The sequence below is a fragment of the Paraburkholderia steynii genome, from assembly GCF_900100565.1.
Taxonomy (GTDB): Bacteria; Pseudomonadota; Gammaproteobacteria; order Burkholderiales; family Burkholderiaceae; genus Paraburkholderia; species Paraburkholderia terrae.
Genome location: NZ_FNDI01000010.1, coordinates 78,531 through 102,337, shown reverse-complemented (window position 1 = coordinate 102,337; position 23,807 = coordinate 78,531). Strand labels below are relative to the sequence as shown.

Here is a 23,807-nt window from a genome sequence, read left to right as displayed (position 1 = left end):
CACACGGGCCAGCGGCCACGGACTTAAGGTACGGCCTGTGTGGACAAGGCCACACGGGGTGTCGGCAGCTCGAGCGAGCTCCGGCTGCGACGGCCCGAGGCAGGAACCCAAGCAACCAGCGAGCCAGATCTTTGATGACCGAACCATCCCTGTTGAGTTCCAGCTATTCGCACTACGCGTCGCGTGCCTATGCGGCGCACGATGGTCTCGCGTCGCGCGTCGCGGCGCTGGCGGAGGCGCCCATCAGCCGCGAGCGGATCGACGAGCGTCTCGACGCGCTGACGGACGCTCTGCGCGCGACGCCCGATGCGCAACTCTCCGAAGACGCACTGAAAAAGGCGCTGCGCCAGCTTCGCGCAGAAGTGTTCTGCGCCGTGATGGAGCGGGACCTGTCCGGTGCAGCCGACGTGGCGGAAGTGACGGGCACGATGACCGATCTCGCCGAAGCGACGGTCCAGCGCGCGATGGCCGTAGTCAGCGCCGATCTCGAAGCGCTTTATGGCGAGCCGCGCGGCACGCAGGGCGAGCGGCTGTCGCTGGGCGTGGTCGGAATGGGCAAGCTGGGCGGGCGCGAGCTGAATGTGTCGTCGGATATCGACCTGATCTTCGTCTATGAGGACGACGGCGAGACGACGGGCGGCCAGCGTTCGCCCATCGCCACCCAGGACTTCTTCACGCGCCTCGGCAAACGGCTGATCGCGGCGCTCGCCGAGGTGACGGCGGACGGCTATGTGTTTCGCGTCGACATGCGGCTGCGGCCGAACGGCGACTCGGGGCCGCTCGTGTGCAGCCTCGGCATGCTCGAAGAGTATTTCTACGTGCAGGGCCGCGAGTGGGAGCGCTACGCGTGGATCAAGGGCCGGCTCGTGTCCGAACACGCCAGCGATTCGGCGCGGCGGCTGTCGAAGCAGCTCGACGCGATCGTGAAGCCGTTCATCTACCGGCGCTATCTGGACTTCGGCGTGATCAGCGCGATCCGTTCGCTGCATCTGCAGATTCGCCAGGAGGCGCAGCGGCGCGCGTCGATGCGCCCCGACAAGGCCGACGATATCAAGCTCGGCCGCGGCGGCATCCGCGAGATCGAATTCAGCGCGCAGGTGTTCCAGTTGATACGCGGCGGCCAGGACGCGGGTTTTCGCGTGCGTCCGACGCTCGTCGTGCTGCGCCACGCGGCGGCGCGCGGTCTCATTTCGCCGGGTGTGTGCGCGGATCTGACGAGCGCGTATCTGTTTCTGCGCAACCTCGAACACCGTCTGCAGTATCGAAACGACGCGCAAACGCACGCAATGCCCGTCGATCCCACCGAGCGCGCGCATCTCGCGCAGGCGATGGGTTTCGATGATTACGCGTCGCTGATGACGAAGCTCGAAGCGCATCGCGAGCTGGTTGAACAGCAGTTCGACCAGATATTCGCCGACAAGGTGAGCGGGCAAGGCGGCTGCGGCGCGCGCGAAGACGGCGCGGCCGTGTGGGTCTGGAGCAGCGCACTCGTCGATGACAGCGCCGATGAAGCGCTCGCCGCGCGGCTCGTCGAACTCGGCATCGAGCATCCCGCCGAGTTGCTCGCGCGCCTGAAGGCTGTGTGGCAGTCGTCGCGCTATGCGGGGCTTGCGGAGCGCAGCCGCCAACGCTTCGACATCGTCGCGCAGCGCGCGCTCGAGGCGGCACACACGCTGGAGCCGGCCGAGCGGCGCGGCGATATTCTCGTGCGCCTGTTCGATCTGCTCGAAGCGATCGGGCGGCGCGGCGCCTATCTTGCGCTGCTGACTGAGTATCCGCAGGCGCTGCATCGCGTGCTGTCGGTACTGGGCGCGTCGCGCTGGGCGGCGGGCTACCTGATCCGCCATCCGCAACTGCTCGACGAACTGCTCGACGACGAAGCGATGGCGAGCCCGTTCGACTGGCCGGAGTTCAAGCGCACGCTGCGCGCGCGGCTCGCCGCCGCCGACGGCGTCGAGCAGCAGATGGATCTGCTGCGTCACGCGCATCAGGCCGAGGTGTTCCGCATTCTGCTGATCGATCTGGCTGGCAAGCTGAGCGTCGAGCATGTCAGCGACCGTTTGTCGGAACTCGCAGATGCCGTGCTCGACGTGACCATCGAGGCCGTCTGGAACCAGTTGGCCAAGCGCCATCGCGCGGTGCCGCGCTTTGCGATCATCGCGTACGGCAAGCTGGGCGGAAAGGAACTCGGTTACGCGTCGGACCTCGACCTGATCTTCCTGTACGACGATCCGGACGACAACGCATCCGACATCTACGCAACCTTCACCCGCCGCCTGATCACGTGGCTCACGACGGCGACGGGCGCGGGCACGCTGTTCGACGTCGACTTGCGGCTGCGTCCGAACGGCGAATCGGGCCTGCTCGTGACCGATCTCGACGCGTTCCGCCGCTATCAGCTGCGCGAGGGCGATGCCGCCAACACGGCGTGGGTCTGGGAACATCAGGCGCTGACGCGCGCCCGTTACTGCGCGGGCGATCCCGCCGTCGGCGCGCAGTTCGAGGCGATCCGCGAACAGGTGCTGACGACGCCGCGCGAAGCCGCGTCGCTCGCCGCCGAGATCGTCGATATGCGGCGGCGTGTCGAGGAAGGGCATCCGAACCGGACCGAACTGTTCGATCTGAAGCACGATCGCGGCGGCATGGTCGACATCGAGTTCACTGTGCAGTACTGGGTGCTGCTGCACGCGGCGCGCGATCCCGAGCTGATCCGCAATACCGGCAATATCGCGCTGTTGCGCGAGGTGTCGCGCTTCGGGCTGATGAGCGGCGAGGAGGCCGATACCGTGGGCGCGGCTTACCGGACGTATCGGAAGCTGCAGCACAAGCTGCGGCTCGACGGCATGGAGAAGGCTCGCGTCGAGCCGCATGCCGTCGAGAACGAACGCGAGGCCGTGCTGCGGCTGTGGCGGCGGGTGTTTGGATGACACTGCGCGGCGGCGCGGAGCGTTGAAGCCCGCGCCTTCCGCGCCACGACAGGCGTTTTAAGCCGTGGTGAGCATTTCCTTCGCGTGCTTGCGCGTGGTGGCCGTGATTGCCAGGCCGCCCAGCATGCGCGCGACTTCTTCGATACGGCTCGTCTTGTCCAGCGACGTCACCGTGCTGACCGTGCCGTTCTTGCCCTTGCTGCTCTTCGCGACCTGGAAGTGGTGATCGCCGCGCGCCGCGACTTGCGGCAGGTGCGTCACGCAAAGCACCTGGCGCTGTTCGCCAAGCTGATGCAATAGGCGTCCGACCACTTCCGCGACACCGCCGCCGATCCCCGTGTCCACTTCGTCGAAGATCAGCGTCGGCGTCGGGCTGGCCGCGCTGGCGATCACCGAAAGCGCGAGACTGATACGCGCGAGTTCGCCGCCCGAGGCCACCTTCGCCAGCGGCCGCAACGGCACACCCGCATGGCCCGCGACGCGGAATTCGATCTGTTCCATGCCATGCGCGCCGCCGTCGGGCAGCGGCACGAGCGCGACTTCGAAGCTGCCACCCGCCATCGACAGTTCCTGCATGCCCGTCGTCACCGCAGCGCCCAGCGCCTTCGCGGCTTTCGCGCGCGCCTTCGACAGCACCTTCGCGTCGGCGAGATATGCGTCTTTCGCCTTTGCCTCGGCGGCGCGCAGCGCGTCGAGATCGGCGGCGGCGTCAAGCTTCGCGAGTTGCTCGCGGCGCTCTTCATGTTCTTGCGGCAGGGTTTCCGGTTGCAGCCGGAATTTGCGAGCCGCCGAATGCAGCGCGTCGAGGCGCTTCTCAACCTGGGCGAGCCTGTCGGGATCGAGTTCCAGCCTCTGCGCGTAGTGGCTCAGCGAGTAGGCAGCTTCCTGCAACTGGATTTCGGCGGGTTCGAGCGCGGCGAGGGCGTCGTTCAGCGCCGGATCGATCTCGGCGAGATCGCGCACCTTCGAGATGACGGACGACAGATGACCGAGCATCGCTTCGTCCGATTCGGACAGCGCCGACAGCGCGCCCTGCACGCCGTCGATCAGATTCGCCGAATGCGACAGCCGCCGGTGCTCGACGTTGATCTCTTCCCACTCGCCGGGCTGCGGCGAGAGCTTGTCGAGTTCCGCGAGCTGCCATGCAAGACGCTCGCGTTCGAGTTGTAGCTCGCGGTCCTTGCTCTGCGCGGTCTCGACGGCCTGCGCCGCATCGCGCCAGGTACGCCACGCGCGGGTCACAGCGGCTTTCGTGTCGAGCAGCCCGGCATGCGTGTCGAACAGTTCGCGCTGCGCATCGGGCCGCATCAGCAGTTGATGCGCATGCTGGCCGTGAATATCGACGAACATTTCGCCGAGTTCGCGCAATTGCGCGAGCGTCGCCGCCGTGCCGTTGATGAAAGCCCGCGAGCGGCCGTTGCCGTCGACCACGCGGCGCAGCATCACCGTATTGCCGTGCTCCGTCTCGATGGCGGCAAGCGCCTGTTCATCGAGCCATGCGTCGACGTCCGGATGCGTGTCGAACTCGGCCGTGATGTCCGCGCGTGCCTCGCCGTTGCGCACGACGCTCGCGTCGGCGCGTGCGCCGAGCGCCAGCGCAAGCGCGTCGATGAGAATGGATTTGCCGGCACCCGTTTCGCCGGAAAAGACTGTGAAGCCGCTGTCGAATTCAAGATCGAGCGCGGCGACGATGACGAAGTCGCGTATCGAGAGGTGGCGGAGCATGGCTCGTCTGTGTGGCGTGGCTGGCGTGAGTTGGTGTGGTGTTGTCGTTACGCTCGGACTTGCAGCAGGCGGCGCTGGCGAGCATTCAGTCGCGCGGATCGTCTTCGTGCGACGGATACTCGTTCCAGTGCAGCTTCTTGCGCAGCGTCGCGTAATAGCTGTAGCCGACGGGATGCAGGAAAGGCACCGTATGGCGCGAGCGGCGCACGTCGATCGTGTCGTTCAGTTCGAGCGCGGTGAACGACTGCATGTCGAAGTTCACGTTGACGTCGCGGCCCGAGATGATCTGGATGCTGACCTTGGAGTCGTCCGGTATCACGATAGGGCGGTTCGACAACGCATGCGGCGCGATCGGCACGAGCACGAGGCCCTGCAACTGCGGATGCAGAATCGGCCCTTGCGACGACAGCGCATAAGCCGTCGAGCCCGTCGGCGTCGCGACGATCAGCCCGTCGGAGCGCTGGTTGTACATGAAGCGGCCATCCACGGAGACGCGCAGTTCCGCCATGCCCGAAAAGCCCGAACGGTTCACGACGACGTCGTTGAAGGCGAGCGCATGGTAAATGGGCTGGCCGTCGCGCATGATCCGCGATTCGAGCAGCACGCGTTCCTCGCGCTCGAAGGTGCCCGACAGCATCTGCGGGATGATCTCGCGCATGTCGGTGATCGGGATGTCGGTGATGAAGCCCAGCCGGCCGTGATTGATACCGATCAGCGGCGTCCTGTACGGCGCCAGTTGCCGGCCGATGCCCAGCATCGTGCCGTCGCCGCCGAGCACGATGGCAACGTCCGCGCGCGCGCCGATTTCCGCCGGGCGCAGCGCAGGCCATTGCGTCGCACCGATTTCCTGCGCGGTTTCCGCCTCGAACACGACGTCGAAGCCGAGCTTGCCGATGCACGCGGCGAGCGCGGTCAGCGGTTCCCCGATGCCCGGCGTATTGCTGCGCCCGACGAGCGCAACGGTCTTGAACTGGCTGTTAGCTTGCATGCCGGCATTACACCATAGGTGCGACCTGAAAAGAACCGTAGAAGGCGGCGGCACGCCCGCCGGGGCTGACACGCGACGGACGCGCGATGCCGGCCAGCCTTCGCCCGATTATCGTTAGAATGGTGAAGTCCTCACGACAGATGTGACGACTGTCTGGATCCATGCGATGCGGCTTGGGCGCGGGCGGGGTGCCGCGCAGGGCGCGCACGGCTGTCAAGCCGCCGCGCCGCGTGCCGCCGCGCGCTCGCCGCGATGCGGTGGTTACGCTAAAATTTTTCGCCATGCTAGATCCTCGCGCACAAACCCTTCTGAAAACGCTGATCGAGCGGTATATCGCCGAAGGTCAGCCGGTCGGCTCGCGCACGCTTTCGCGGTACTCCGGGCTCGAACTGAGCCCGGCGACGATCCGCAACGTGATGTCCGATCTGGAGGAACTGGGGCTCGTCATCAGTCCGCATACGTCGGCGGGACGCATTCCCACGCCGCGAGGCTACCGGCTTTTCGTCGACACCATGCTCACCGTCGAGTCGGCCGCCGACGAAGACGCCGTGATGCGCGCGGTGAAGACCACGCTGCAGCCGGGCGAGCCGCAGAAGGTGGTCGCGGCCGCCGCGAGCGTGCTGTCCAACCTGTCGCAGTTCGCGGGCGTGATCCTGACGCCGCGCCGCAGCCATGTGTTCAAGCAGATCGAATTTCTGCGCCTGTCCGACAAGCGCATCCTGCTGATCATCGTGACGCCGGAAGGCGACGTGCAGAACCGCATCATGGCGACGCAGCGCGATTTCTCGCCGTCGCAGCTCACCGAGGCAGCCAATTACATCAACGCGCACTTCGCGGGCCTGTCGTTCGACGAGGTGCGCCTGCGTCTGCGCGAAGAAATCGACGAACTGCGCGGCGACATGACGACGCTGATGCACGCAGCCGTCACCGCGAGCACGGACATCACCGATACGGGCGAAACCGTGCTGATTTCCGGCGAGCGCAATCTGCTCGAAGTGGCCGACCTTTCGTCGGACATGGCGCGGCTGCGCAAGCTGTTCGATATATTCGATCAAAAGACGAGTCTCCTTCAGTTGCTCGATGTGTCGAGCCACGCGCAAGGCGTGCAGATTTTCATTGGCGGCGAGTCGAACCTCGTCCCGATCGAGGAAATGAGCGTGGTGACGGCGCCGTACGAAGTGAACGGCAAGATCGTCGGCACGCTCGGCGTGATCGGCCCGACGCGCATGGCCTACAACCGCGTGATTCCCATCGTCGACATCACGGCGCGCCTGCTTTCGATGACGCTCAGCCAGGGGTAGCGTCGAGCCCGGCATGGTGTTCATCATGCGCGGCGTTTTTCGCCGTGCCAATTGGCCGAACGGCCAGGTATCGGCGGCAGACCGCGCCGCTATAATGGGCTTCCCGATTCATTGCGTGCCGCGCGCTTGCGCGGCTCTTCCCTTTGCCTATGCGCTTCGACCTCGAGCGGCCCTCGCAGAATGCTGCGGCACATCGTGTCGCCGTGTTGCTGATCAATCTCGGCACGCCCGATGCGCCGACGCCTCCCGCCGTGCGGCGCTATCTCGCGCAGTTTCTGTCCGATCCGCGCGTGGTCGAGATTCCGTCGTTCGTGTGGCAAATCATTCTGCGTCTGTTGATCCTGCCGTTTCGCGGCGTCGCCTCGGCGAAGAAGTACGCGGCCGTCTGGATGCCTGAAGGCTCGCCGCTGCGCGTGCATACGGAAAAGCAGGTGGAAGGGCTGCGGCATCTGCTGCACCTGAACGACTACACGGTGATCGTCGACTATGCGATGCGCTATGGCACGCCCGGCATTCCCGCCATGCTCAACCAGCTGAAGCTGGCGGGCGCCGAACGCATCCTGCTGATGCCGATGTACCCGCAATATTCGTCGTCGACCACGGCCACGGCTTTCGACGACGCGTTCGCCGCGCTCAAGCGGATGCGCAACCAGCCGGAAATCCGCACCGTTCGCCAGTACGCGGATCATCCCGCGTATATCGCGGCGCTCGCGGCGCAGGTGAACCATTACTGGCATGCGCACGGCCGCCCGGACTTTGCGGCGGGCGACAAGCTGGTGCTGAGCTTTCATGGCGTGCCCAAGCGCACGCTCGATCTGGGCGATCCGTATCACGAGCAATGTCAGCAGACGGCGTCGCTGTTGATGCACGCGCTCGGGCTCACAACTGTGGAATGCCGCGTGACGTTCCAGTCGCGCTTCGGTAAGGCCGAATGGCTGCAGCCTTATACGGCGCCGACGCTCAAGGAGCTGGGCGCGGCGGGTGTGCATCGCGCGGACGTGTTCTGTCCGGGCTTTACGGCGGATTGTCTGGAGACGATCGAGGAAATCGGCATGGAAGTGCGCGACGAATTCGTGCATGCGGGTGGGAAAGTTTTTCACGCCATTCCCTGCCTGAACGCGTCGTCCGCTTGGATCGCGGCGCTCGGCGAGATCGTCGCGCAGCATCTGCAAGGCTGGCCCGTGCAGGTAAGCGCGCCCCAAAGCGCGTCCGTCGCCTGATTTTTTCCGTGTCCGGCATGCAATCTGCATTCGTGTATCGGCTCATGGCGTCTGGAAGCGCCTGAAGAAGGACTGATGAACTACAAGATTTCTACCGAACCGGGCGCTCGCTTGCGCATCGACAAATGGCTGTGGGCGGCGCGCTTCTTCAAGACGCGTTCGCTGGCAACGGATGCCGTCGAGAAGGGCCGGGTGCGGATCGGCGGCGCGACGGTGAAGCCGGCCAAGGATGTGCGGGTCGGCGATCTGGTCGAGATCGAGATCGAACGGATTGTCTGGCAGATCCAGGTGCTCGGCGTCTGCGACGTGCGCGGGCCAGCGAGCGTCGCGCAGACGCTTTACGTGGAAACCGAAGAGGGCAGGCAGAAGCGCCAGCAAGAGAACGAGCGGCGCAAGACCTATCGCGAGCCAGCCGCCGAATTGCAAGGGCGGCCGACCAAGCGCGATAGACGCGTCATCGACAAATTTTCGCGTGAGGGTTGAACAGCTGTTCCATCGTCGCATGAACGCCACCGTATTCGGTGGTGTGTTCATTGACGACGCCGGACATGCAGATGGTCGTGGTGCCTGCGATGAGTACCAATGCGACCACCGATATAGCGAAGGTCAGTTTCACGGTACTCCCCCATGGAGATTGCAAGCGGAAACGGGCGATTCAGCTGGTAGTAAGCCGTACGTCAGATTAGGGTTAACGTGCCTTTTCGGACGCTTTAGTTGAGTTTAGGACACTCGCGCAGCGCGCTCAATCTCAATATGATGTCGCGCTCGAAATGCTTGTTACGCCAGATTTCCCGGCCCCTGCAAGGTGCAAAAAGCATCGGCGGGAGCCTTGAAATACGGCGTGCGCACCCTTACTTGCACCGTTGACGCGCGGCCGGCATGTTGTATCGGCGCAACGCTCATCGAGCAAGTCCCGTTAAACTGCCGCCGTTTCTTGGCCATATCTATTTGAATTTCAGCGACATGGAAAACACGCAAGAGAATCCGACGAGCCCGAATCCCACGCCCGCCGACGAAGCCGCGCGCCAGGCCGCAGAGGCCGCATCGGGCGAGCCGCAGGCTCAGGCGCAACAGCCGGAGGCGGCTGCCGGCGCACAGCAAGCCGAAACGTCCGGCGTAGAAGCGGCGCTGGCCGAAACGCAGGCGAAGCTGGCCGAAATGCAGGAAAACTTCCTGCGCGCCAAAGCGGAGACGGAGAACGTGCGCCGCCGCGGTCAGGAGGACGTCGCGAAGGCGCACAAGTTCGCCATCGAGAGCTTTGCCGAACATCTGCTGCCCGTCGTCGACAGCCTCGAAGCTGCCGTCACGCACTCCTCCGACGATCTCGTGAAGGTCCGCGAAGGCGTCGAGCTGACGCTGCGCCAGCTGACGGGCGCGCTGGAGAAGGGCAAGGTTGTTGCTCTTAATCCCGTTGGCGAGAAGTTCGATCCGCATCGCCATCAGGCCATTTCGATGGTCCCGGCCGACCAGGAGCCGAACACCGTGGTCGCCGTGCTGCAAAAGGGCTATGTGATCGCCGACCGCGTGCTGCGTCCGGCGCTGGTCACGGTCGCGGCGCCGAAGTAAGCGGCGCTCGCACCGCCATGGCCGGCATTCCCGTCGACAGCACCGCGTTCGCGGTCTTCGAGATGCAGGCGCTCACGGCCGACACCTTCGACGCCGGCATTCAGTCGGTGGGCGACGAGCTGGCCGTGGTGTTCTTCTGGGGGCTGGACTGTTTCAACTGCGAAATCGCGAAGAAGGCGATGCTCGCGCAGCCGGACGCGATCCGCGCGCTCGGGCTGCGCTGGTTTCACAGCAATGTGTACGAGCATCGTGAGCTGGGCCGGCGCTTCGTGCTGCATGGCGTGCCGACGTGGTTCTTCTTTCACCGGGGCAAGCGTCTCGGGCGGGCGACGGGCTGGCATGGGCTGGCGCAGTTCGAAGCGGCCGTCGCCGCGGCGCGTGAGAAAATCCGCGCGGCTGCGGTAGGGGCGGCCGGCGTCGGAGCGAGTGACGAAGGCGCAATCGGCGGCCAGACCGATTGAAAAAATTTAATGACCGCATCGCATTAAGGGTCTTGAAAACGATGCGACTGCACTTATGTTGAGTGCAGGATGAATTTCAGGGGCGGGACGCCCGGTGGCCGGATGGGTCAGCCAGCGATGCCCGCAGCGATCAAAGTCAGGAGATTAGTAAAAATGGGCAAAATCATCGGCATCGACCTCGGCACCACGAATTCGTGCGTGGCGCTGATGGAAGGCAATCAGGTCAAGGTGATCGAGAACTCGGAAGGTGCGCGCACCACGCCGTCGATCATCGCTTACATGGACGACAACGAAGTCCTCGTCGGCGCGCCCGCCAAGCGTCAGTCGGTCACCAATCCGCGTAACACGCTGTACGCGGTCAAGCGCCTGATCGGCCGCCGCTTCGAAGAAAAAGAAGTGCAGAAGGACATCGGCCTGATGCCCTACAAGATCGTCAAGCACGACAACGGCGATGCCTGGGTCGAAGCGCATGGGCAAAAGCTCGCGCCGTCGCAGATCTCGGCGGAAGTGCTGCGCAAGATGAAGAAGACGGCTGAAGACTACCTCGGCGAGGAAGTCACGGAAGCCGTGATCACGGTTCCCGCGTACTTCAACGACAGCCAGCGTCAAGCTACGAAAGATGCAGGCCGTATTGCCGGTCTGGAAGTGAAGCGGATCATCAACGAACCGACGGCTGCTGCGCTGGCGTTCGGTCTGGACAAGGCCGAAAAGGGCGACCGCAAGATCGCGGTGTTCGACCTTGGCGGTGGCACGTTCGACATCTCGATCATCGAAATCGCGGACGTGGACGGCGAAATGCAGTTCGAAGTGCTGTCGACGAACGGCGACACGTTCCTCGGCGGTGAAGACTTCGACCAGCGCATCATCGACTACATCATCGGCGAGTTCAAGAAAGAGCAGGGCGTCGATCTGTCGAAGGACGTGCTCGCGCTGCAACGCCTGAAGGAAGCGGCTGAAAAGGCGAAGATCGAACTGTCGTCGGGTCAGCAGACGGAAATCAATCTGCCGTACATCACGGCAGACGCATCGGGTCCGAAGCACTTGAACCTGAAGATCACGCGCGCCAAGCTGGAAGCGCTGGTCGAAGACCTGATCGAACGCACCATCGAGCCGTGCCGCGTCGCGATCAAGGACGCAGGCGTGAAGGTGAGCGACATCGACGACGTGATTCTCGTCGGCGGCCAGACGCGTATGCCGAAGGTGCAGGAGAAGGTCAAGGAATTCTTCGGCAAGGAACCGCGCCGTGACGTGAACCCGGACGAAGCCGTTGCTGTCGGCGCGGCGATCCAGGGCCAGGTGCTGTCGGGCGACCGCAAGGACGTGCTGCTGCTGGACGTGACGCCGCTGTCGCTGGGCATCGAAACGCTCGGCGGCGTGATGACGAAGATGATCAACAAGAACACCACGATCCCGACGAAGCACGCTCAGGTGTATTCGACGGCGGACGACAATCAGGGCGCCGTGACGATCAAGGTGTTCCAGGGCGAGCGCGAAATGGCGGCGGGCAACAAGCTGCTGGGCGAGTTCAACCTGGAAGGCATTCCGCCCGCACCGCGTGGCGTGCCGCAGATCGAAGTGAGCTTCGACATCGACGCGAACGGCATTCTGCACGTCGGCGCGAAGGACAAGGCGACGGGCAAGGAAAACCGCATCACGATCAAGGCGAACTCGGGTCTGTCCGAAGCCGAAATCGAAAAGATGGTGAAGGACGCGGAAGCGAACGCGGAAGAAGATCACAAGCTGCGTGAACTGGCCGACGCCCGCAACCAGGGTGATGCGCTGGTCCACAGCACGAAGAAGGCGCTCACCGAGTACGGCGACAAGCTGGACGCGGGCGAGAAGGAAAAGATCGAAGCCGCGCTGAAGGACCTCGAAGAAACGCTGAAGAGCGGCTCGAGCGACAAGGCTGCGATCGAAGCGAAGATCGAGACGGTTGCAACGGCCTCGCAGAAGCTCGGCGAAAAGATGTACGCCGACATGCAGGCGCAAGGTGCAGCGGGCGCGGCAGGTGCGGGCGCAGCCGGTGCGGAAGCAGCGGCAGCGGGCCAAAGCCAGCAGGCCGACGACGTCGTCGACGCCGAGTTCAAGGAAGTGAAGAAGGACTAAGCCGGGTTGCTATCTGACCGCAAGGCTGCGCATGTCATCCGTGCGCAGCCCGGCTGCAAAGGGTTGAGCGCCTCCACGGCGTCTGAACCGATCACGCGCCTGGCGAGCCTTTCGGCTCTCCGGGCACATTTGTTTTATGGAGGGCGCGGCTTTTGACCCGTAATTGCGGTCGAGGCCAGAGCCTTACGAGTCGCGAGACTCCAGCATTCAAGAGGAGCCGCCGCGCCGCATCGCGCGGATGGCGTTGAACCGATATGGCGAAACGGGATTACTACGAGATTCTGGGCGTTGCAAAGAACGCGAGCGACGACGAAATCAAGAAGGCTTATCGCAAGCTCGCGATGAAGCACCACCCTGACCGCAATCCGGGCAACAAGGATGCGGAAGAGCATTTCAAAGAGGTGAAGGAAGCCTATGAAATGCTGTCGGATTCGCAAAAGCGTGCAGCGTACGACCAGTACGGCCACGCTGGCGTCGATCCGAACATGGCGGGTGCGGGCGCCCAGGGTTTCGGCGGTTTTGCCGACGCATTCGGCGATATCTTCGGCGACATCTTCGGCCAGGCAGCGGCCGGTGGGCGCGGCGGCCGCGGCGGTCCGCAGGTTTACCGCGGTGCCGATCTGCGCTACAGCATGGAAATCACGCTCGAGCAGGCCGCGCACGGCTACGACACGCAGATCCGCGTGCCGAGCTGGGTGTCGTGCGAAATCTGTCACGGCTCGGGCGCGAAGCCGGGCACGAAGCCGGAAACCTGCCCGACCTGTAACGGCTCGGGCGCGGTGCGGATGTCGCAAGGTTTCTTCAGCATCCAGCAGACGTGTCCGAAGTGCCACGGCACGGGCACCTACATTCCCGAGCCTTGCACGCACTGCCACGGCGCGGGCAAGACCAAGGAAACCAAGACGCTGGAAGTGAAGATTCCGGCGGGTATCGACGACGGCATGCGCATCCGTTCGGCTGGCAACGGCGAGCCGGGCATCAACGGTGGTCCGTCGGGCGACCTGTACGTCGAGATTCACATCAAGGCGCACGCCGTGTTCGAGCGCGACGGCGACGATCTGCATTGCCAGATGCCGATTCCGTTCACGAAGGCGGCGTTGGGCGGCGAGATCGAAGTGCCGACGCTTGCCGGCCGCGCGAGCTTCACGGTGCCGGAAGGCACGCAGTCAGGCAAGACGTTCCGGCTGCGCAGCAAGGGCATCAAGGGTTTGCGTTCGAGCATCGCGGGCGATCTGTACGTGCATGTTCAGGTGGAAACGCCCGTCAAGCTCACCGATGCGCAGCGCGAACTGCTGCAGCAGTTCGAGAAGTCGCTCGTGGAAGGCGGCGCGCGTCACAGCCCGCAGAGCAAGAGCTGGTTCGACCGCGTCAAGAGCTTTTTCGATTAACGCGTTCTGACGTTGGCGGCATGCATGGCGGCTCAGGAAACAGCGGCTCACGAAGGAAGCTCCGTGTTCGCGTTGCTGGACGACTGCGACTCGACTGCGAGTCGCCGTTCGAGCCGGCTGTACACGGGGTTTCGTCGCGAGCACGTTTGCACTGACCGCGCGCAGTTGGACGCCGTCTGCGAGGCGGCTTCGGCCGATGTCGACAGCGGGCTGTTCGCCGTCGTGCTGGCCGACTACGAATTTGGACAGGCTTTGCAGCAGAAGACGCAGCGTGCCAGTGGCACGCTGCGTTTTTTATTGTTCGACACATGCCGGAAGATGTCGCGCGACGAGGTCGACGCATGGCTCGCGCTCTACGACAGCGCGGCCGTCGAGCCTTCTGTGGCGGGCATCGGCGGCGTTCATGCGAGTGTCGACGAAACGCAGTTCACGCAGGCCATCGGCGCGATTCACGACGCGCTGCGCGCTGGCGACTCCTATCAGATCAACTACACCTATCGGTTGTACTTCGACGTGTTCGGCACGCCCGCCGCGCTGTTCCGGCGGCTGCGCGCGCGGCAGTCGGTTCATTACGGTGCGCTGATCGCGTTGCCCGACGACCGCTGGGTCGTGTCGTGCTCGCCGGAGCTATTCGTCGAGAAGAAGGGCGCTTCGTTGCGCACGCGGCCGATGAAAGGCACCGCGCCGCGTTCGTCGGATGCGCAGCAGGATCGCGCGGCTGCCGAATTCCTCGCCAGCGACCCGAAGAACCGCGCGGAAAACGTGATGATCGTCGACCTGCTGCGCAACGATCTCTCGCGGATCGCGGAAACCGGCACGGTGAAAACGCCCGCGCTGTTTTCGATCGAACCGTATCAGTCGTTGTGGCAGATGACGTCGACCGTGACGGCGACGTTGCAGCCGCGCACCTCGTTTGCCGAGGTGCTGCGCGCGCTCTTCCCTTGCGGCTCGATCACGGGCGCGCCCAAGCACAAGACCATGCAGTTGATCGAGCAGCTCGAATCCACGCCGCGCGGGCTGTACACGGGCGCAATCGGCTGGCTCGACGCGCAGGCGGATCTTGGCGAAACAGTCGGCAAGCAGTGCGGCGATTTTTGTCTGTCGGTGGCGATCCGCACGCTGACGCTCGGCGCCGTCACATCGGATGGCGCGCGGCACGGCGAAATGGGCATCGGCGCGGGCATCGTGCTCGATAGCGTGGCGCAGGACGAATACGCGGAGTGCAAATTGAAAGCACGTTTCCTGACGGAAGCCGACCCGGGCTTCCAGTTGTTCGAAACGATGTATGCGACGCGTGAAGGCGGCGTGCGGCATCTCGACCGGCATCTCGCGCGGCTTGGCAATAGCGCGCGGTGGCTGGGCTTCGCGTTCGACGAAGACAGGGTGCGCGCGCAACTCGTCGCGCAATGCGCGGCGCTGCGCAACGCCACGCCGCACCGGATGCGGCTGACGCTGGACAAGGCCGGCGCGGCGGAAATCACGTTTGCGCCGCTCGTGGCGCTGACGGAAGAAGTGGCCGGCGTGCTGCTCGGCCCCGATCACGGTTTCGCGACGATGCAGGCGGCCGATCCGCTGCTGCTGCACAAGACGACGCGTCGCGCGGAATACGATCGCGGCTGGCGCGAAGCCGAATCGCACGATGCGTTCGACACGTTGTTCTTCAACGAACGCGGCGAACTGACCGAGGGCGGTCGGTCAAACGTTTTCGTAATGCTGGATGGACGATGGTGGACGCCGCCGTTGTCGTCGGGCGTGTTGCCGGGCGTGATGCGTAGCGTGCTGCTGGACGATCCCGACATGCATGCCGGCGAACGGGTGCTGACTCGGGAAGATGTGTTGAATGCGCAAGCGCTGCTACTCTGCAATGCGCTGCGTGGGGCGATGCCGGCGCGGATTATTGCTTGAATGGTTTAGCCGGCAACGTAGAAGGAACGCGCATCAGGCGTGATGCCGGTGAAACAGGCGACCGATCCACGCGGCGAGGCGCGCATGCCACGTTGTGTCGTGTTCGTGGGGATGATTGCCATGGTCACGGATGCGCGTGACGTCGATCAGGCAGAAGGGGCTCATGTTCGTATCTCCGTTGGCGCGCACTGAGCGCGTTGAAAGGAGAACGAAGATAGACGACACCGATTGCAGGTCGAATCGGACCGGTCTCAAAGTGTTTGCGCGGCTCCGCACATATTCACAATGAAAAAGCGGCGCATCGAAGCGCCGCCAGAATCAATCAGAACGTGTGCTCAGGTCCCGGGAACGTGCCGTCCTTGACGGCGCGCACGTACGCTTCGACGGCAGCGAGAATGCTCGGCTGCCCCTGCATGAAATCTTTCACGAAACGCGGACGCTTGCCGGGAAAAATGCCCAGCATGTCGTGCAGCACCAGCACCTGACCCGAACAATCGACGCCCGCGCCGATGCCGATCGTCGGAATGCGCAACTGTTTCGTGACTTCGGCGGCGAGCAGCGTCGGCATCGCTTCCATCACGAGCAGTTGCGCGCCCGCGTCCTGCATCGCGCGTGAATCGCGCAGCAACTGGGCCGCGCCCGCTTCCGTCTTGCCTTGCACCTTGAAGCCGCCGAACGCGTGGACCGATTGCGGCGTGAGCCCGACGTGTCCGCACACGGGCACCGCGCGCTCGACCAGAAAGCGCACCGTGTCCGCGAGCCATTCGCCGCCTTCGAGCTTCACCATCTGCGCGCCTGCCTGCATCAGCTTGACGGCGTTCGTGAACGCGTCGGCGGGCGTGCCGTAGGTGCCGAAGGGCATGTCGGCGACGATCAGCGCCGACGGCTTCGCGCGCGCCACACAGGCCGTGTGATAGGCGATTTCGTCGATCGTGACGGGCAGCGTCGTGCTTTGCCCTTGCAGCACGTTGCCGAGCGAATCGCCGATCAGCAGCGAATCGACGCCCGCGCGGTCGAGCAGCGCTGCGAAGCTCGCGTCGTAGCACGTGAGCATCACGATCTTGTCACCGGCTTCACGCATCGCCTGGAGCTTCGGGACGGTGACGGCGCTGCGGCTCGTCTCCTGCAAATAGGTCATGGGTGATCCATTGGGAACGCGGCTACACGCTACAGCCAGACGCTATAGCATGCCGCCTTTGACAAAGAATTCCTTGCGCCCGCGCATCGTTTCGATGCGTTCGACGAGCAAAGCAAGGTCCGCGTCGGATTCGAGCGGATTCAGGTGTTCGGCGCTGACCGTGAGAACGGGGGCGCCGTCGTAGTGATAGAAGAAGTCGTTGTACGCGTCGCACAGCGAGCGCAGGTATGCATCCGAAATCTGCAGTTCCATCGGCACCGCACGCTTTTGAATGCGCGAGAAGAGCACTTCGGGACTCGCCTGCAAATAGATGATCAGATCCGGCGACGGACCGGGCACATCCAGCTTCGCCGCGAGCGCGCGATACAGCGGGTACTCGTCGTCCTGTAGCGTCAGGCGCGCGAAGATGTCGTTCTTCTGCGTCATGAAATCGGTGATGAGCGGCGTGCCTGCCGTGCGCAGCGCGCTGATGTCCTGCACCTGCTGCGCGCGCTGCAGCGCGAAGCTCAGCTGCGCGGGCAGGGCGTAGCGCGACGTGTCTCGATAAAAGCGCTCGAGAAACGGATTGTCCTGCGGGCGTTCGAACAACTCGTGCATCGACCAGCGTTGCGCGAGCCGGCGCGCAAGCGACGTCTTGCCGACGCCGATCGGCCCTTCGATCGTCAGATAGCCGTGCGGCGGACGCAAGTGGGGTGCCGTCACGGTGAGCGGCGGGGCGGACATCGGCAGGGAGTTCATGGGCAGCCGCCCTTGGGCGTATCGATGCTGGTGTCATCCGTGCGGATCGCATCGGCCGGGTTGGGCGCAACGCACTGGCACGGAGATTTCATTTTTTCGATTCGCTGATCGGCGACGCCTGCCAGAAACGCGTCGGCGCGGCCGCGTTGCGGGATGATCAGCGCGGGTTCGATTTCGACGAGCGGCACGAGCACGAACGCACGCTCCGTCATGCGCGGATGCGGGACGATCAGATCGGGTTCGTCGATGGCGTGTTCGCCAAACAGCAGAATGTCGAGATCGAGCGTGCGCGGCGCGTTGCGAAAGGGGCGCTCACGGCCAAAGTGATGCTCGATCTTGTGACACAGCGCGAGCAGATGGCGAACGGGCAGCGTGGTGTCGAGCTTGACGACGAGATTCAGATAATCGTCGCCGCCCGCGTCGATCGGGGCCGTTCTATAAAGGCTCGATTTCGCGAGCACGGTGACGGTGTGCTGTTGTGCGAGACACACCACCGCGTCTTTCAGGGTCTGGCGCGCGTCCCCGAGGTTCGCGCCGAGGCCGAGATAGGCAACCGTCATGGCATAACTTCCTGCAACTTTCGTTCGACGGCGCGCGCCAGAAATGCGTCAGTCCTCATGCGGGCCGTCGTGGCTCGCATCGTCTGCTGCGCGGTTTTCTGAAGCCGTGCCGCCCTCCATTCCGTCGCCCTGTTTGCTGCGGTTTCGGCTGTTGCTACGCCGCCGTCGTTTTCTGGGCGCCCGGTCCTTCCCGCCTTGCGTAAGCAGCGCTTCGCGCGCGGCGATGTCTCCTTCGATGAACTCCGTCCACCACGAACCGACCGACTCATCCAGTTCGCCCGATTCGCAGCGCAACAGGAGGAAATCATACCCCGCTCTAAATCTTTGGTGTTCCAGCAACTTCAGCGCGCTGCGGCCCGAGCGCTTTTCGAGGCGATGCTGCAGGCCCCAGATCTCGCGCATATCCGACGAGAAGCGTTTGTGGATGGCGAGCTTCTCGGTCTGCATGTCGAGCACGTCGTCCATCGCACGATGCAGCGCGGGCACGGGGAACTCGCCGTTCGCCTCGTACTGCTGCCAGCGTTGCTGCATGTCGTGCCACAGCAGCGTGGCGAACAGGAAGCCCGGCGACACCGGCTTGCCGGCGCGCACGCGCGCGTCGGTGTTGTTCAGCGCGAGCGTGATGAACTTCTCGCCGTGCGGCTGTTCGAGCACGACGTCGAGCAGCGGCAAGAGACCGTGATGCAAGCCTTCCTTGCGCAGACGCTGCAGGCACGCGAGCGCATGGCCCGACAGCAGCAGCTTGAGCATCTCGTCGAACAGACGCGCGGCGGGCACGTTGTTGATCAGATCGGCGAGTTCGGTGATGGGCGCGCGCGTCGCTTCGTCGATATCGAAATCGAGCTTCGCGGCGAAGCGCACGACACGCAGCATGCGCACCGGGTCTTCGCGATAGCGCGTTGCCGGATCTCCGATCATGCGCAGCAAGCGTGCGCGCACATCGGCCATGCCGTTGTGGTAGTCGAGCACGGTTTGCGTCGCGGGATCGTAGTACATCGCGTTGACGGTGAAGTCGCGGCGCGTGGCGTCTTCGTGCTGCTCGCCCCAGACGTTGTCGCGCAGCACGCGGCCGCTGGCATCGACGGCATGCGTGCGACGGTCCAGCTCGTCGCGCTTCAGGCGGCGCGGCGGCGGGGCGTCGGCATCGGCGGGTGGGGCGTCCACGAGTGCGCGGAAGGTCGACGTTTCGATGATTTCCTGGCCGAACTGCACGTGTACGATCTGGAAGCGCCGCCCGATGATGCGCGCGCGGCGGAACAGCTTTTGCACCTGTTCGGGCGTGGCGTCCGTGGCGACGTCGAAGTCTTTCGGCGCGATGCCGAGCAACAGATCGCGCACGGCGCCGCCCACGATGAACGCGCGAAAGCCCGCCTGTTGCAGGCCTTCCGTCACGCGGATCGCGTTGCGCGAAATCAGCGATGGGTCGATGCCGTGAATGTCCGACGAGATGATGACGGGCGCGTCCGGCTCGTGTACGGCTGTTGGTGCCGCTTTGCGGCGCGTACCGCCCTTCGGCGATGCAGCGCCCGCTTTCGATGACGTACGGGGTGAGCGGCTGGTGTGCGCGCGCTCTTCCGGCACAGCGTAGTCGTCTGCTTCTGCGGGAGGCGCGGCTTCGTCAGCGGGCTCTGCGTCCTGTCCGAACAGCTTGCGAATGAGTTTCTTGATCACGAGGGTTGAAAGAGTTCGAGGATGCGCCAGCCATGCTTCTGAGCATGTGCGCGTAGCGTGTCGTCCGGGTTGGTCGCGATCGGGTCGGTGACCTTTTCGAGCAGCGGGATGTCGTTATGCGAATCGCTGTAGAAATAGCTGCGTTCGAAGTCCGACCATGTTTTACCGATCGATGCGAGCCATTCTTCCGTGCGCACGATCTTGCCTTCACGGTAGCTCGGCGTGCCTTTCGGGTAGCCGGTGTAGTCCGATGCGGGATGACCGTCGATGGTCTCCACTTCGCACGCGATCAGCTTCTCGACGCCGAACACTTCGGCGATCGGCGCGGTGATGAATTCGTTGGTCGCGGTGACCATGCAGCACAGGTCGCCCGCGTCGCGATGCTTGCGCACCAGTTCCATCGCGGCGGGCACGATGGCGGGTTTGATGACCTCATGCATGTACTGGTCGTGCCACGTTTTCAGCTGCGAGCGCGGGTATTTCGCCAGCGGCGTCAGCATCGCGACCAGATAGGCATGAATGTCGAGCTTGCCGGCCTTGTAGTCGGCAAAGAAGCGATCGTTTTCACGCGCGAAACTTTCGGCTTCGACAATGCCGAGTTTCACCATGAAGCGGCCCCATTCGTGGTCGCTGTCGGTGGGGATGAGCGTGTGATCGAGGTCGAAGAGAGCGAGGTTAGCCATGGGGGACTATTTTACTTGAAGCGGATGATGAAGCCTGGGCAGCCGCGCGACGCGGGGCGTCGACCGTGCCGCTCGCAGTGCTGGCGCCGTCGGGCGACGCGAGCATCGTGCGCAAAAGCGGCAGCGTGACGGCGCGCTTTTGCTCGAGCGAAAAGCGGTCGAGCGCGTCGAGCAATGCCATCAGGCTCGGCATGTCGCGGCGGAAATGGGTGAGCAGGTAGGCGGGCACGTCGTCGGCGAGATTGATGCCGCGCTCGCGCGCCGCGCGCTTCAGAACGGCCGCCTTGCCATCGTCGGCGAGCGGCGCGACATGGAACACGAGACCCCAGCCGAGGCGCGTGCGCAGGTCTTCGCGCACGTCGAGGCCCATCGGCGCGGCGTTGCCCGCGGCGACGAGCGCGCTGGTCGGATGCGCGCGCACTTCGTTGAACAGGTTGAACATCGCGATCTGCTGCGCGCCGGACAGGCGGTCGCAATCGTCGATTGCATACAGCGCGACGGCAGGGTCGAATGTGAAAGCCGCGAGGCTGCTCTGCGGGCCGGCGTAGCGCGCGTGGCCCGGCGGCGCCTCATGCACGAGCGCCTCCAGCAGATGCGTGCGGCCGCTGCCCGTCTCGCCCCAGACATAGAACGTGCGGTCCGCGACCGGGCCAGCCGCGAGCGCCGCGTCCAGCTCGCGCATGCGCGTGACCAGCTCGGCGTTGGCGCCGGCGAAGAAGTTGTCGAATGTCGATGGCGGCGGGGTGCCGAGATCGAGCGTCAATTGGCGCGACACAATAGATAAGCCGTAAATGACCGATATGCGAACCGATAAGCGATCAGTTCTTGTAAAGCGAGCTGGACAGATAACTCTGCCGCAACTCGCGGAACGCGACAGACAGTATCGCGCTGACGGGCAGCGCGATCAGCACGCCGAAAAAGCCGAACAACTGGCCGAACGCGAGCAGCGCGAAGATCACCGCGAGCGGATGCAGCCCGATCCGTTCGCCGACGAGCCGCGGCGTCAGGAAGAAACTTTCGAGTATCTGACCCACGCCGTAGATCACCGCGACGGCGCCGAAGCCGTACCAGTCGCCAAATTGCAGCAGCGCGGCCAGAAGCGCGAGCGCGAGGCCCGTCGCAAAGCCGATATACGGAATGAAGACGGCGAGCCCCGTGAAGATGCCCACGGGCAGCGCGATCTCGAACCCGGCGATATACAGCGCGGCCGCATAGAACACGGCGAGCACGCCCATCACGAGCAACTGGCCGCGCAGATATTGCGACAGCATGTGATCCATGTCGCGCGCGAGATGAATCGTCTTCGCGAAAAAGCGTCGCGGGATGAAGCCGCGCAGGCGCGCGAGCATCGCGTTCCAGTCGTACAGCAGATAGAACAGCACGAGCGGCACCATCACGACGTTGCCGACCACGGTGATCATCACATTCGAACTGGTGCGGATCGAGGTCCACGCATACAGCACGACCGTCTGCGCGCTGCCTTCGAGCTGACCCATGACCACGTCGCGGATGCTCGCGAAATCGAGCGGATCGATGATGCCCAGCAACGCCAGCTTGGGCTGCAGCCAGCCGTGCAGATGCGAGAAGAACGAGGGCACCTGCTGCTTGAGCTGCGGCACTTCCTTCTGGATGACGCCCAGCACGAGCAGCCCCAGCAGCGTGACGATCAGGGCGAAGAACAGGATCATCAGCAGTGCGGCGACGCCGCGCGGGACGCGCCGGCGGGTCATCCACGCGACGCCGGGCTGCAGGATATAGGCGAGGATCGCGCCGAGCAGGAACGGCGTGAGCACGGGGCTCAACAGCCAGAGCAGAATGCCGACGGCCAGCGCAATGGCAAGCCAGATAAAGGCGCGGCGCTGATACGGCGTGAGGATCGGACTGTTTTGCTGCAAAACGGGTTTCCCTGGTGTCGTGTCGGCGTCTCAAATTCCAGCCGTGCGGCCGGCATCGGGTAAAATCGCATTTTACCGACCTTCGAGCTCTCCCCCCATGAATCAACCGAAATCCGCCCCGAATTCCCCTGATTCGGCCCAAGGTTTGTCGTATCGCGACGCGGGTGTGGACATCGACGCGGGCGACGCCCTCGTCGACGCGATCAAGCCCTTTGCCAAGAAGACGCTGCGCGACGGCGTGCTGGGCGGCATCGGTGGGTTCGGCGCGCTGTTCGAAGTGCCGAAAAAGTACAAGGAGCCGGTGCTCGTATCGGGCACGGACGGCGTCGGCACGAAGCTGAAGCTGGCGTTCCAGCTGAACAAGCATGACACAGTCGGCCAGGATCTCGTCGCGATGAGCGTGAACGACATTCTGGTGCAGGGTGCCGAGCCGCTGTTTTTCCTCGACTACTTCGCGTGCGGCAAGCTGGACGTCGGCACGGCCGCGACGGTCGTGAAGGGCATTGCGCAGGGCTGCGAGCTGGCTGGCTGCGCGCTGATCGGCGGCGAAACGGCGGAAATGCCGGGCATGTATCCGGACGGCGAGTATGACCTGGCGGGTTTTGCCGTCGGCGCGGTCGAAAAGAGCAAGATCATCGACGGCAGCAAGATCGTGCCGGGCGATGTGGTGCTCGGTCTTGCGTCGAGCGGTATTCATTCGAATGGGTTTTCGCTGGTGCGGAAGGTCATTGAGCGCGCTCAGCCGGATTTGAATGCTGATTTCGATGGGCGTTCGCTTGCTGATGCGTTGATGGCGCCTACGCATATTTATGTGAAGCCTTTGCTGGCGTTGATGCAGCAGCTCGAAGTGAAGGGTATGGCGCATATCACGGGCGGCGGTCTGGTTGAGAATATTCCGCGCGTGCTCAGGGAAGGCCTGACGGCCGAGCTGGATCACCGTGCGTGGCCGCTGCCGCCGTTGTTCGTGTGGCTGCAGAAGCATGGTGGCGTGGCTGATGCCGAGATGCATCGCGTGTTCAATTGCGGGATCGGGATGGCGGTTATTGTTTCTGCCGCTGACGCGGATAAGGCTACTGGCTTGTTGTCCGCCGCTGGCGAGCAGGTCTGGAAGATCGGTGTCGTGCGTGAAAGCAAGGAAGGTGAGGCGCAGACTGTAGTGGTTTGAGTTGCCTTTCAGGCAGAGGTTATGAAGCCGTCCGGCGGGAGTTGGGCGGCTTTTTTGCTTTTTGCAGTTTGCAGTTTGATGGGGGCGTTGCCGGTTGGTGTTTCCGGCTTTTGGCTGGCTCCCGGTTGGCGGTGTTTGCGGCGCAAGTGGTTTGGGTTGGTTTGGGTTTTTTGGGGCTTTTCGCTGGCATCCGCGTGTTGCGTTCGTGCTTCAGGCGTTGCCGTTCGGTGTTTTGGCTTTTGCGCTGGCATCCGCGCTTTGCCTTCGTGCTTCACGCGTCGCCCCTGTGCGGGGCGGCACCTACTTTTCTTTGCCGCCGCAAAGAAAAGTAGGCAAAAGAAAGCGGCTAACACCGCCAACATTTCTTTTT

The 23,807-nt window shown here is 64.0% G+C and carries 23 protein-coding genes; 10 read left to right on the top strand and 13 right to left on the bottom strand.

Features of this window, described 5'->3' with window-relative positions:
- The first annotated feature begins 35 nt into the window (after positions 1–35).
- Complete coding sequence (gene glnE, locus BLT65_RS19285) at positions 36–2,927, top strand: bifunctional [glutamate--ammonia ligase]-adenylyl-L-tyrosine phosphorylase/[glutamate--ammonia-ligase] adenylyltransferase (RefSeq protein WP_091780021.1); 2,892 nt, start codon at positions 36–38, stop codon at positions 2,925–2,927.
- A gap of 57 nt (positions 2,928–2,984) precedes the next feature.
- On the opposite strand, the gene recN is transcribed toward glnE, so the two are convergent.
- The 3 genes from recN to BLT65_RS46500 form a co-directional block, all read right to left on the bottom strand.
- The gene (gene recN / locus BLT65_RS19280; RefSeq protein WP_091780018.1) at positions 2,985–4,652 is read right to left on the bottom strand and encodes a DNA repair protein RecN; all 1,668 of its coding nucleotides are present in this window, start codon (positions 4,650–4,652) and stop codon (positions 2,985–2,987) included.
- 85 nt (positions 4,653–4,737) lie between these two features.
- On the bottom strand, positions 4,738–5,640 hold the full coding sequence (locus tag BLT65_RS19275) for an NAD kinase (RefSeq protein ID WP_042313080.1): 903 nt from the start codon (positions 5,638–5,640) through the stop codon (positions 4,738–4,740).
- 7 nt (positions 5,641–5,647) lie between these two features.
- The gene (locus BLT65_RS46500; RefSeq protein ID WP_143036528.1) at positions 5,648–5,923 is read right to left on the bottom strand and encodes a hypothetical protein; all 276 of its coding nucleotides are present in this window, start codon (positions 5,921–5,923) and stop codon (positions 5,648–5,650) included.
- Between BLT65_RS46500 and hrcA the strand changes: the two genes are divergently transcribed.
- The 3 genes from hrcA to BLT65_RS19260 all read left to right on the top strand — a co-directional run bounded on the left by hrcA (position 5,922) and on the right by BLT65_RS19260 (position 8,644).
- Positions 5,922–6,941 carry a heat-inducible transcriptional repressor HrcA gene (hrcA, locus tag BLT65_RS19270; protein WP_007578598.1) on the top strand — a complete coding sequence of 340 codons (1,020 nt, stop codon included), beginning with the start codon at positions 5,922–5,924 and terminating at the stop codon, positions 6,939–6,941. The genes BLT65_RS46500 and hrcA overlap by 2 nt on opposite strands.
- A 149-nt stretch (positions 6,942–7,090) precedes the next feature.
- Positions 7,091–8,161, top strand: a complete 1,071-nt coding sequence (gene hemH, locus BLT65_RS19265) for a ferrochelatase (RefSeq protein ID WP_091780015.1) — start codon at positions 7,091–7,093, stop codon at positions 8,159–8,161.
- 75 nt (positions 8,162–8,236) lie between these two features.
- Positions 8,237–8,644, top strand: a complete 408-nt coding sequence (locus BLT65_RS19260) for an RNA-binding S4 domain-containing protein (protein WP_042313077.1) — start codon at positions 8,237–8,239, stop codon at positions 8,642–8,644.
- On the opposite strand, the gene BLT65_RS47245 is transcribed toward BLT65_RS19260, so the two are convergent.
- Positions 8,616–8,777 carry a hypothetical protein gene (locus BLT65_RS47245; protein ID WP_165489460.1) on the bottom strand — a complete coding sequence of 54 codons (162 nt, stop codon included), beginning with the start codon at positions 8,775–8,777 and terminating at the stop codon, positions 8,616–8,618. The genes BLT65_RS19260 and BLT65_RS47245 overlap by 29 nt on opposite strands.
- A 347-nt stretch (positions 8,778–9,124) precedes the next feature.
- Here BLT65_RS47245 and grpE point away from each other — a divergent pair, with 347 nt between their 5' ends.
- From grpE to pabB, 5 genes are all read left to right on the top strand, one after another.
- Entirely contained in the window at positions 9,125–9,727 is a 603-nt protein-coding gene (gene grpE / locus BLT65_RS19255) for a nucleotide exchange factor GrpE (RefSeq protein WP_091780013.1), read from the top strand.
- 17 nt (positions 9,728–9,744) lie between these two features.
- Positions 9,745–10,188: a thioredoxin family protein gene (locus tag BLT65_RS19250; RefSeq protein ID WP_091780010.1), complete on the top strand. Its 444-nt coding sequence runs from the start codon at positions 9,745–9,747 to the stop codon at positions 10,186–10,188.
- A 153-nt stretch (positions 10,189–10,341) separates the two neighbouring features.
- The gene (gene dnaK, locus BLT65_RS19245) at positions 10,342–12,294 is read left to right on the top strand and encodes a molecular chaperone DnaK (protein WP_042313069.1); all 1,953 of its coding nucleotides are present in this window, start codon (positions 10,342–10,344) and stop codon (positions 12,292–12,294) included.
- Positions 12,295–12,548: 254 nt separating this feature from the next.
- Positions 12,549–13,682 (top strand): molecular chaperone DnaJ, encoded by a 1,134-nt coding sequence (gene dnaJ / locus BLT65_RS19240; RefSeq protein ID WP_091780007.1) that lies wholly within the window; start codon positions 12,549–12,551, stop codon positions 13,680–13,682.
- 24 nt (positions 13,683–13,706) lie between these two features.
- Positions 13,707–15,587, top strand: a complete 1,881-nt coding sequence (gene pabB / locus BLT65_RS19235; protein WP_091780004.1) for an aminodeoxychorismate synthase component I — start codon at positions 13,707–13,709, stop codon at positions 15,585–15,587.
- A 33-nt stretch (positions 15,588–15,620) separates the two neighbouring features.
- Here the strand turns inward: pabB and BLT65_RS48430 are convergent, their stop codons facing one another.
- From BLT65_RS48430 to BLT65_RS19200, 8 genes are all read right to left on the bottom strand, one after another.
- Positions 15,621–15,752, bottom strand: coding sequence for a hypothetical protein (locus tag BLT65_RS48430; protein WP_255221901.1), 132 nt, complete (start codon positions 15,750–15,752; stop codon positions 15,621–15,623).
- A gap of 157 nt (positions 15,753–15,909) precedes the next feature.
- Positions 15,910–16,725 (bottom strand): 3-methyl-2-oxobutanoate hydroxymethyltransferase, encoded by an 816-nt coding sequence (gene panB / locus BLT65_RS19230; protein ID WP_042313062.1) that lies wholly within the window; start codon positions 16,723–16,725, stop codon positions 15,910–15,912.
- Positions 16,726–16,767: 42 nt separating this feature from the next.
- Positions 16,768–17,448 (bottom strand): deoxynucleoside kinase, encoded by a 681-nt coding sequence (locus BLT65_RS19225; RefSeq protein ID WP_091780002.1) that lies wholly within the window; start codon positions 17,446–17,448, stop codon positions 16,768–16,770.
- 11 nt (positions 17,449–17,459) lie between these two features.
- A complete protein-coding gene (gene folK / locus BLT65_RS19220; protein ID WP_091779999.1) occupies positions 17,460–18,023 on the bottom strand; it encodes a 2-amino-4-hydroxy-6-hydroxymethyldihydropteridine diphosphokinase in 564 nt (187 codons plus the stop codon).
- A gap of 48 nt (positions 18,024–18,071) precedes the next feature.
- Positions 18,072–19,694 (bottom strand): polynucleotide adenylyltransferase PcnB, encoded by a 1,623-nt coding sequence (pcnB, locus tag BLT65_RS19215; RefSeq protein ID WP_091779997.1) that lies wholly within the window; start codon positions 19,692–19,694, stop codon positions 18,072–18,074.
- Positions 19,691–20,377 (bottom strand): histidinol-phosphatase, encoded by a 687-nt coding sequence (locus tag BLT65_RS19210; RefSeq protein ID WP_042313055.1) that lies wholly within the window; start codon positions 20,375–20,377, stop codon positions 19,691–19,693. The genes pcnB and BLT65_RS19210 overlap by 4 nt, the downstream gene beginning before the upstream one ends.
- Positions 20,370–21,152 carry a DnaA regulatory inactivator Hda gene (gene hda, locus BLT65_RS19205; protein ID WP_091779994.1) on the bottom strand — a complete coding sequence of 261 codons (783 nt, stop codon included), beginning with the start codon at positions 21,150–21,152 and terminating at the stop codon, positions 20,370–20,372. The genes BLT65_RS19210 and hda overlap by 8 nt, the downstream gene beginning before the upstream one ends.
- A gap of 43 nt (positions 21,153–21,195) precedes the next feature.
- Positions 21,196–22,272, bottom strand: coding sequence for an AI-2E family transporter (locus BLT65_RS19200; protein ID WP_091779991.1), 1,077 nt, complete (start codon positions 22,270–22,272; stop codon positions 21,196–21,198).
- Between the two features lie 97 nt (positions 22,273–22,369).
- Between BLT65_RS19200 and purM the strand changes: the two genes are divergently transcribed.
- Complete coding sequence (gene purM, locus BLT65_RS19195) at positions 22,370–23,437, top strand: phosphoribosylformylglycinamidine cyclo-ligase (protein ID WP_091779988.1); 1,068 nt, start codon at positions 22,370–22,372, stop codon at positions 23,435–23,437.
- A gap of 8 nt (positions 23,438–23,445) precedes the next feature.
- Here purM and BLT65_RS46495 read toward each other — a convergent pair.
- Positions 23,446–23,807 (bottom strand): hypothetical protein (locus BLT65_RS46495; protein ID WP_208545781.1); only part of this gene is annotated, 362 nt, incomplete at its 5' end.

Excerpts from the sequence above, each read along its gene's own strand:
- recN (WP_091780018.1), bottom strand. The coding sequence starts at position 4,652 with ATGCTCCGCCACCTCTCGATACGCGACTTCGTCATCGTCGCCGCGCTC.
- BLT65_RS19275 (WP_042313080.1), bottom strand. The coding sequence starts at position 5,640 with ATGCAAGCTAACAGCCAGTTCAAGACCGTTGCGCTCGTCGGGCGCAGC.
- hrcA (WP_007578598.1), top strand. The coding sequence starts at position 5,922 with ATGCTAGATCCTCGCGCACAAACCCTTCTGAAAACGCTGATCGAGCGG.
- BLT65_RS46500 (WP_143036528.1), bottom strand. The coding sequence starts at position 5,923 with ATGGCGAAAAATTTTAGCGTAACCACCGCATCGCGGCGAGCGCGCGGC.
- hemH (WP_091780015.1), top strand. The coding sequence starts at position 7,091 with ATGCGCTTCGACCTCGAGCGGCCCTCGCAGAATGCTGCGGCACATCGT.
- BLT65_RS19260 (WP_042313077.1), top strand. The coding sequence starts at position 8,237 with ATGAACTACAAGATTTCTACCGAACCGGGCGCTCGCTTGCGCATCGAC.
- grpE (WP_091780013.1), top strand. The coding sequence starts at position 9,125 with ATGGAAAACACGCAAGAGAATCCGACGAGCCCGAATCCCACGCCCGCC.
- BLT65_RS19250 (WP_091780010.1), top strand. The coding sequence starts at position 9,745 with ATGGCCGGCATTCCCGTCGACAGCACCGCGTTCGCGGTCTTCGAGATG.
- dnaK (WP_042313069.1), top strand. The coding sequence starts at position 10,342 with ATGGGCAAAATCATCGGCATCGACCTCGGCACCACGAATTCGTGCGTG.
- dnaJ (WP_091780007.1), top strand. The coding sequence starts at position 12,549 with ATGGCGAAACGGGATTACTACGAGATTCTGGGCGTTGCAAAGAACGCG.
- pabB (WP_091780004.1), top strand. The coding sequence starts at position 13,707 with ATGGCGGCTCAGGAAACAGCGGCTCACGAAGGAAGCTCCGTGTTCGCG.
- BLT65_RS48430 (WP_255221901.1), bottom strand. The coding sequence starts at position 15,752 with ATGAGCCCCTTCTGCCTGATCGACGTCACGCGCATCCGTGACCATGGC.
- panB (WP_042313062.1), bottom strand. The coding sequence starts at position 16,725 with ATGACCTATTTGCAGGAGACGAGCCGCAGCGCCGTCACCGTCCCGAAG.
- BLT65_RS19225 (WP_091780002.1), bottom strand. The coding sequence starts at position 17,448 with ATGTCCGCCCCGCCGCTCACCGTGACGGCACCCCACTTGCGTCCGCCG.
- folK (WP_091779999.1), bottom strand. The coding sequence starts at position 18,023 with ATGACGGTTGCCTATCTCGGCCTCGGCGCGAACCTCGGGGACGCGCGC.
- BLT65_RS19210 (WP_042313055.1), bottom strand. The coding sequence starts at position 20,377 with ATGGCTAACCTCGCTCTCTTCGACCTCGATCACACGCTCATCCCCACC.
- purM (WP_091779988.1), top strand. The coding sequence starts at position 22,370 with ATGAATCAACCGAAATCCGCCCCGAATTCCCCTGATTCGGCCCAAGGT.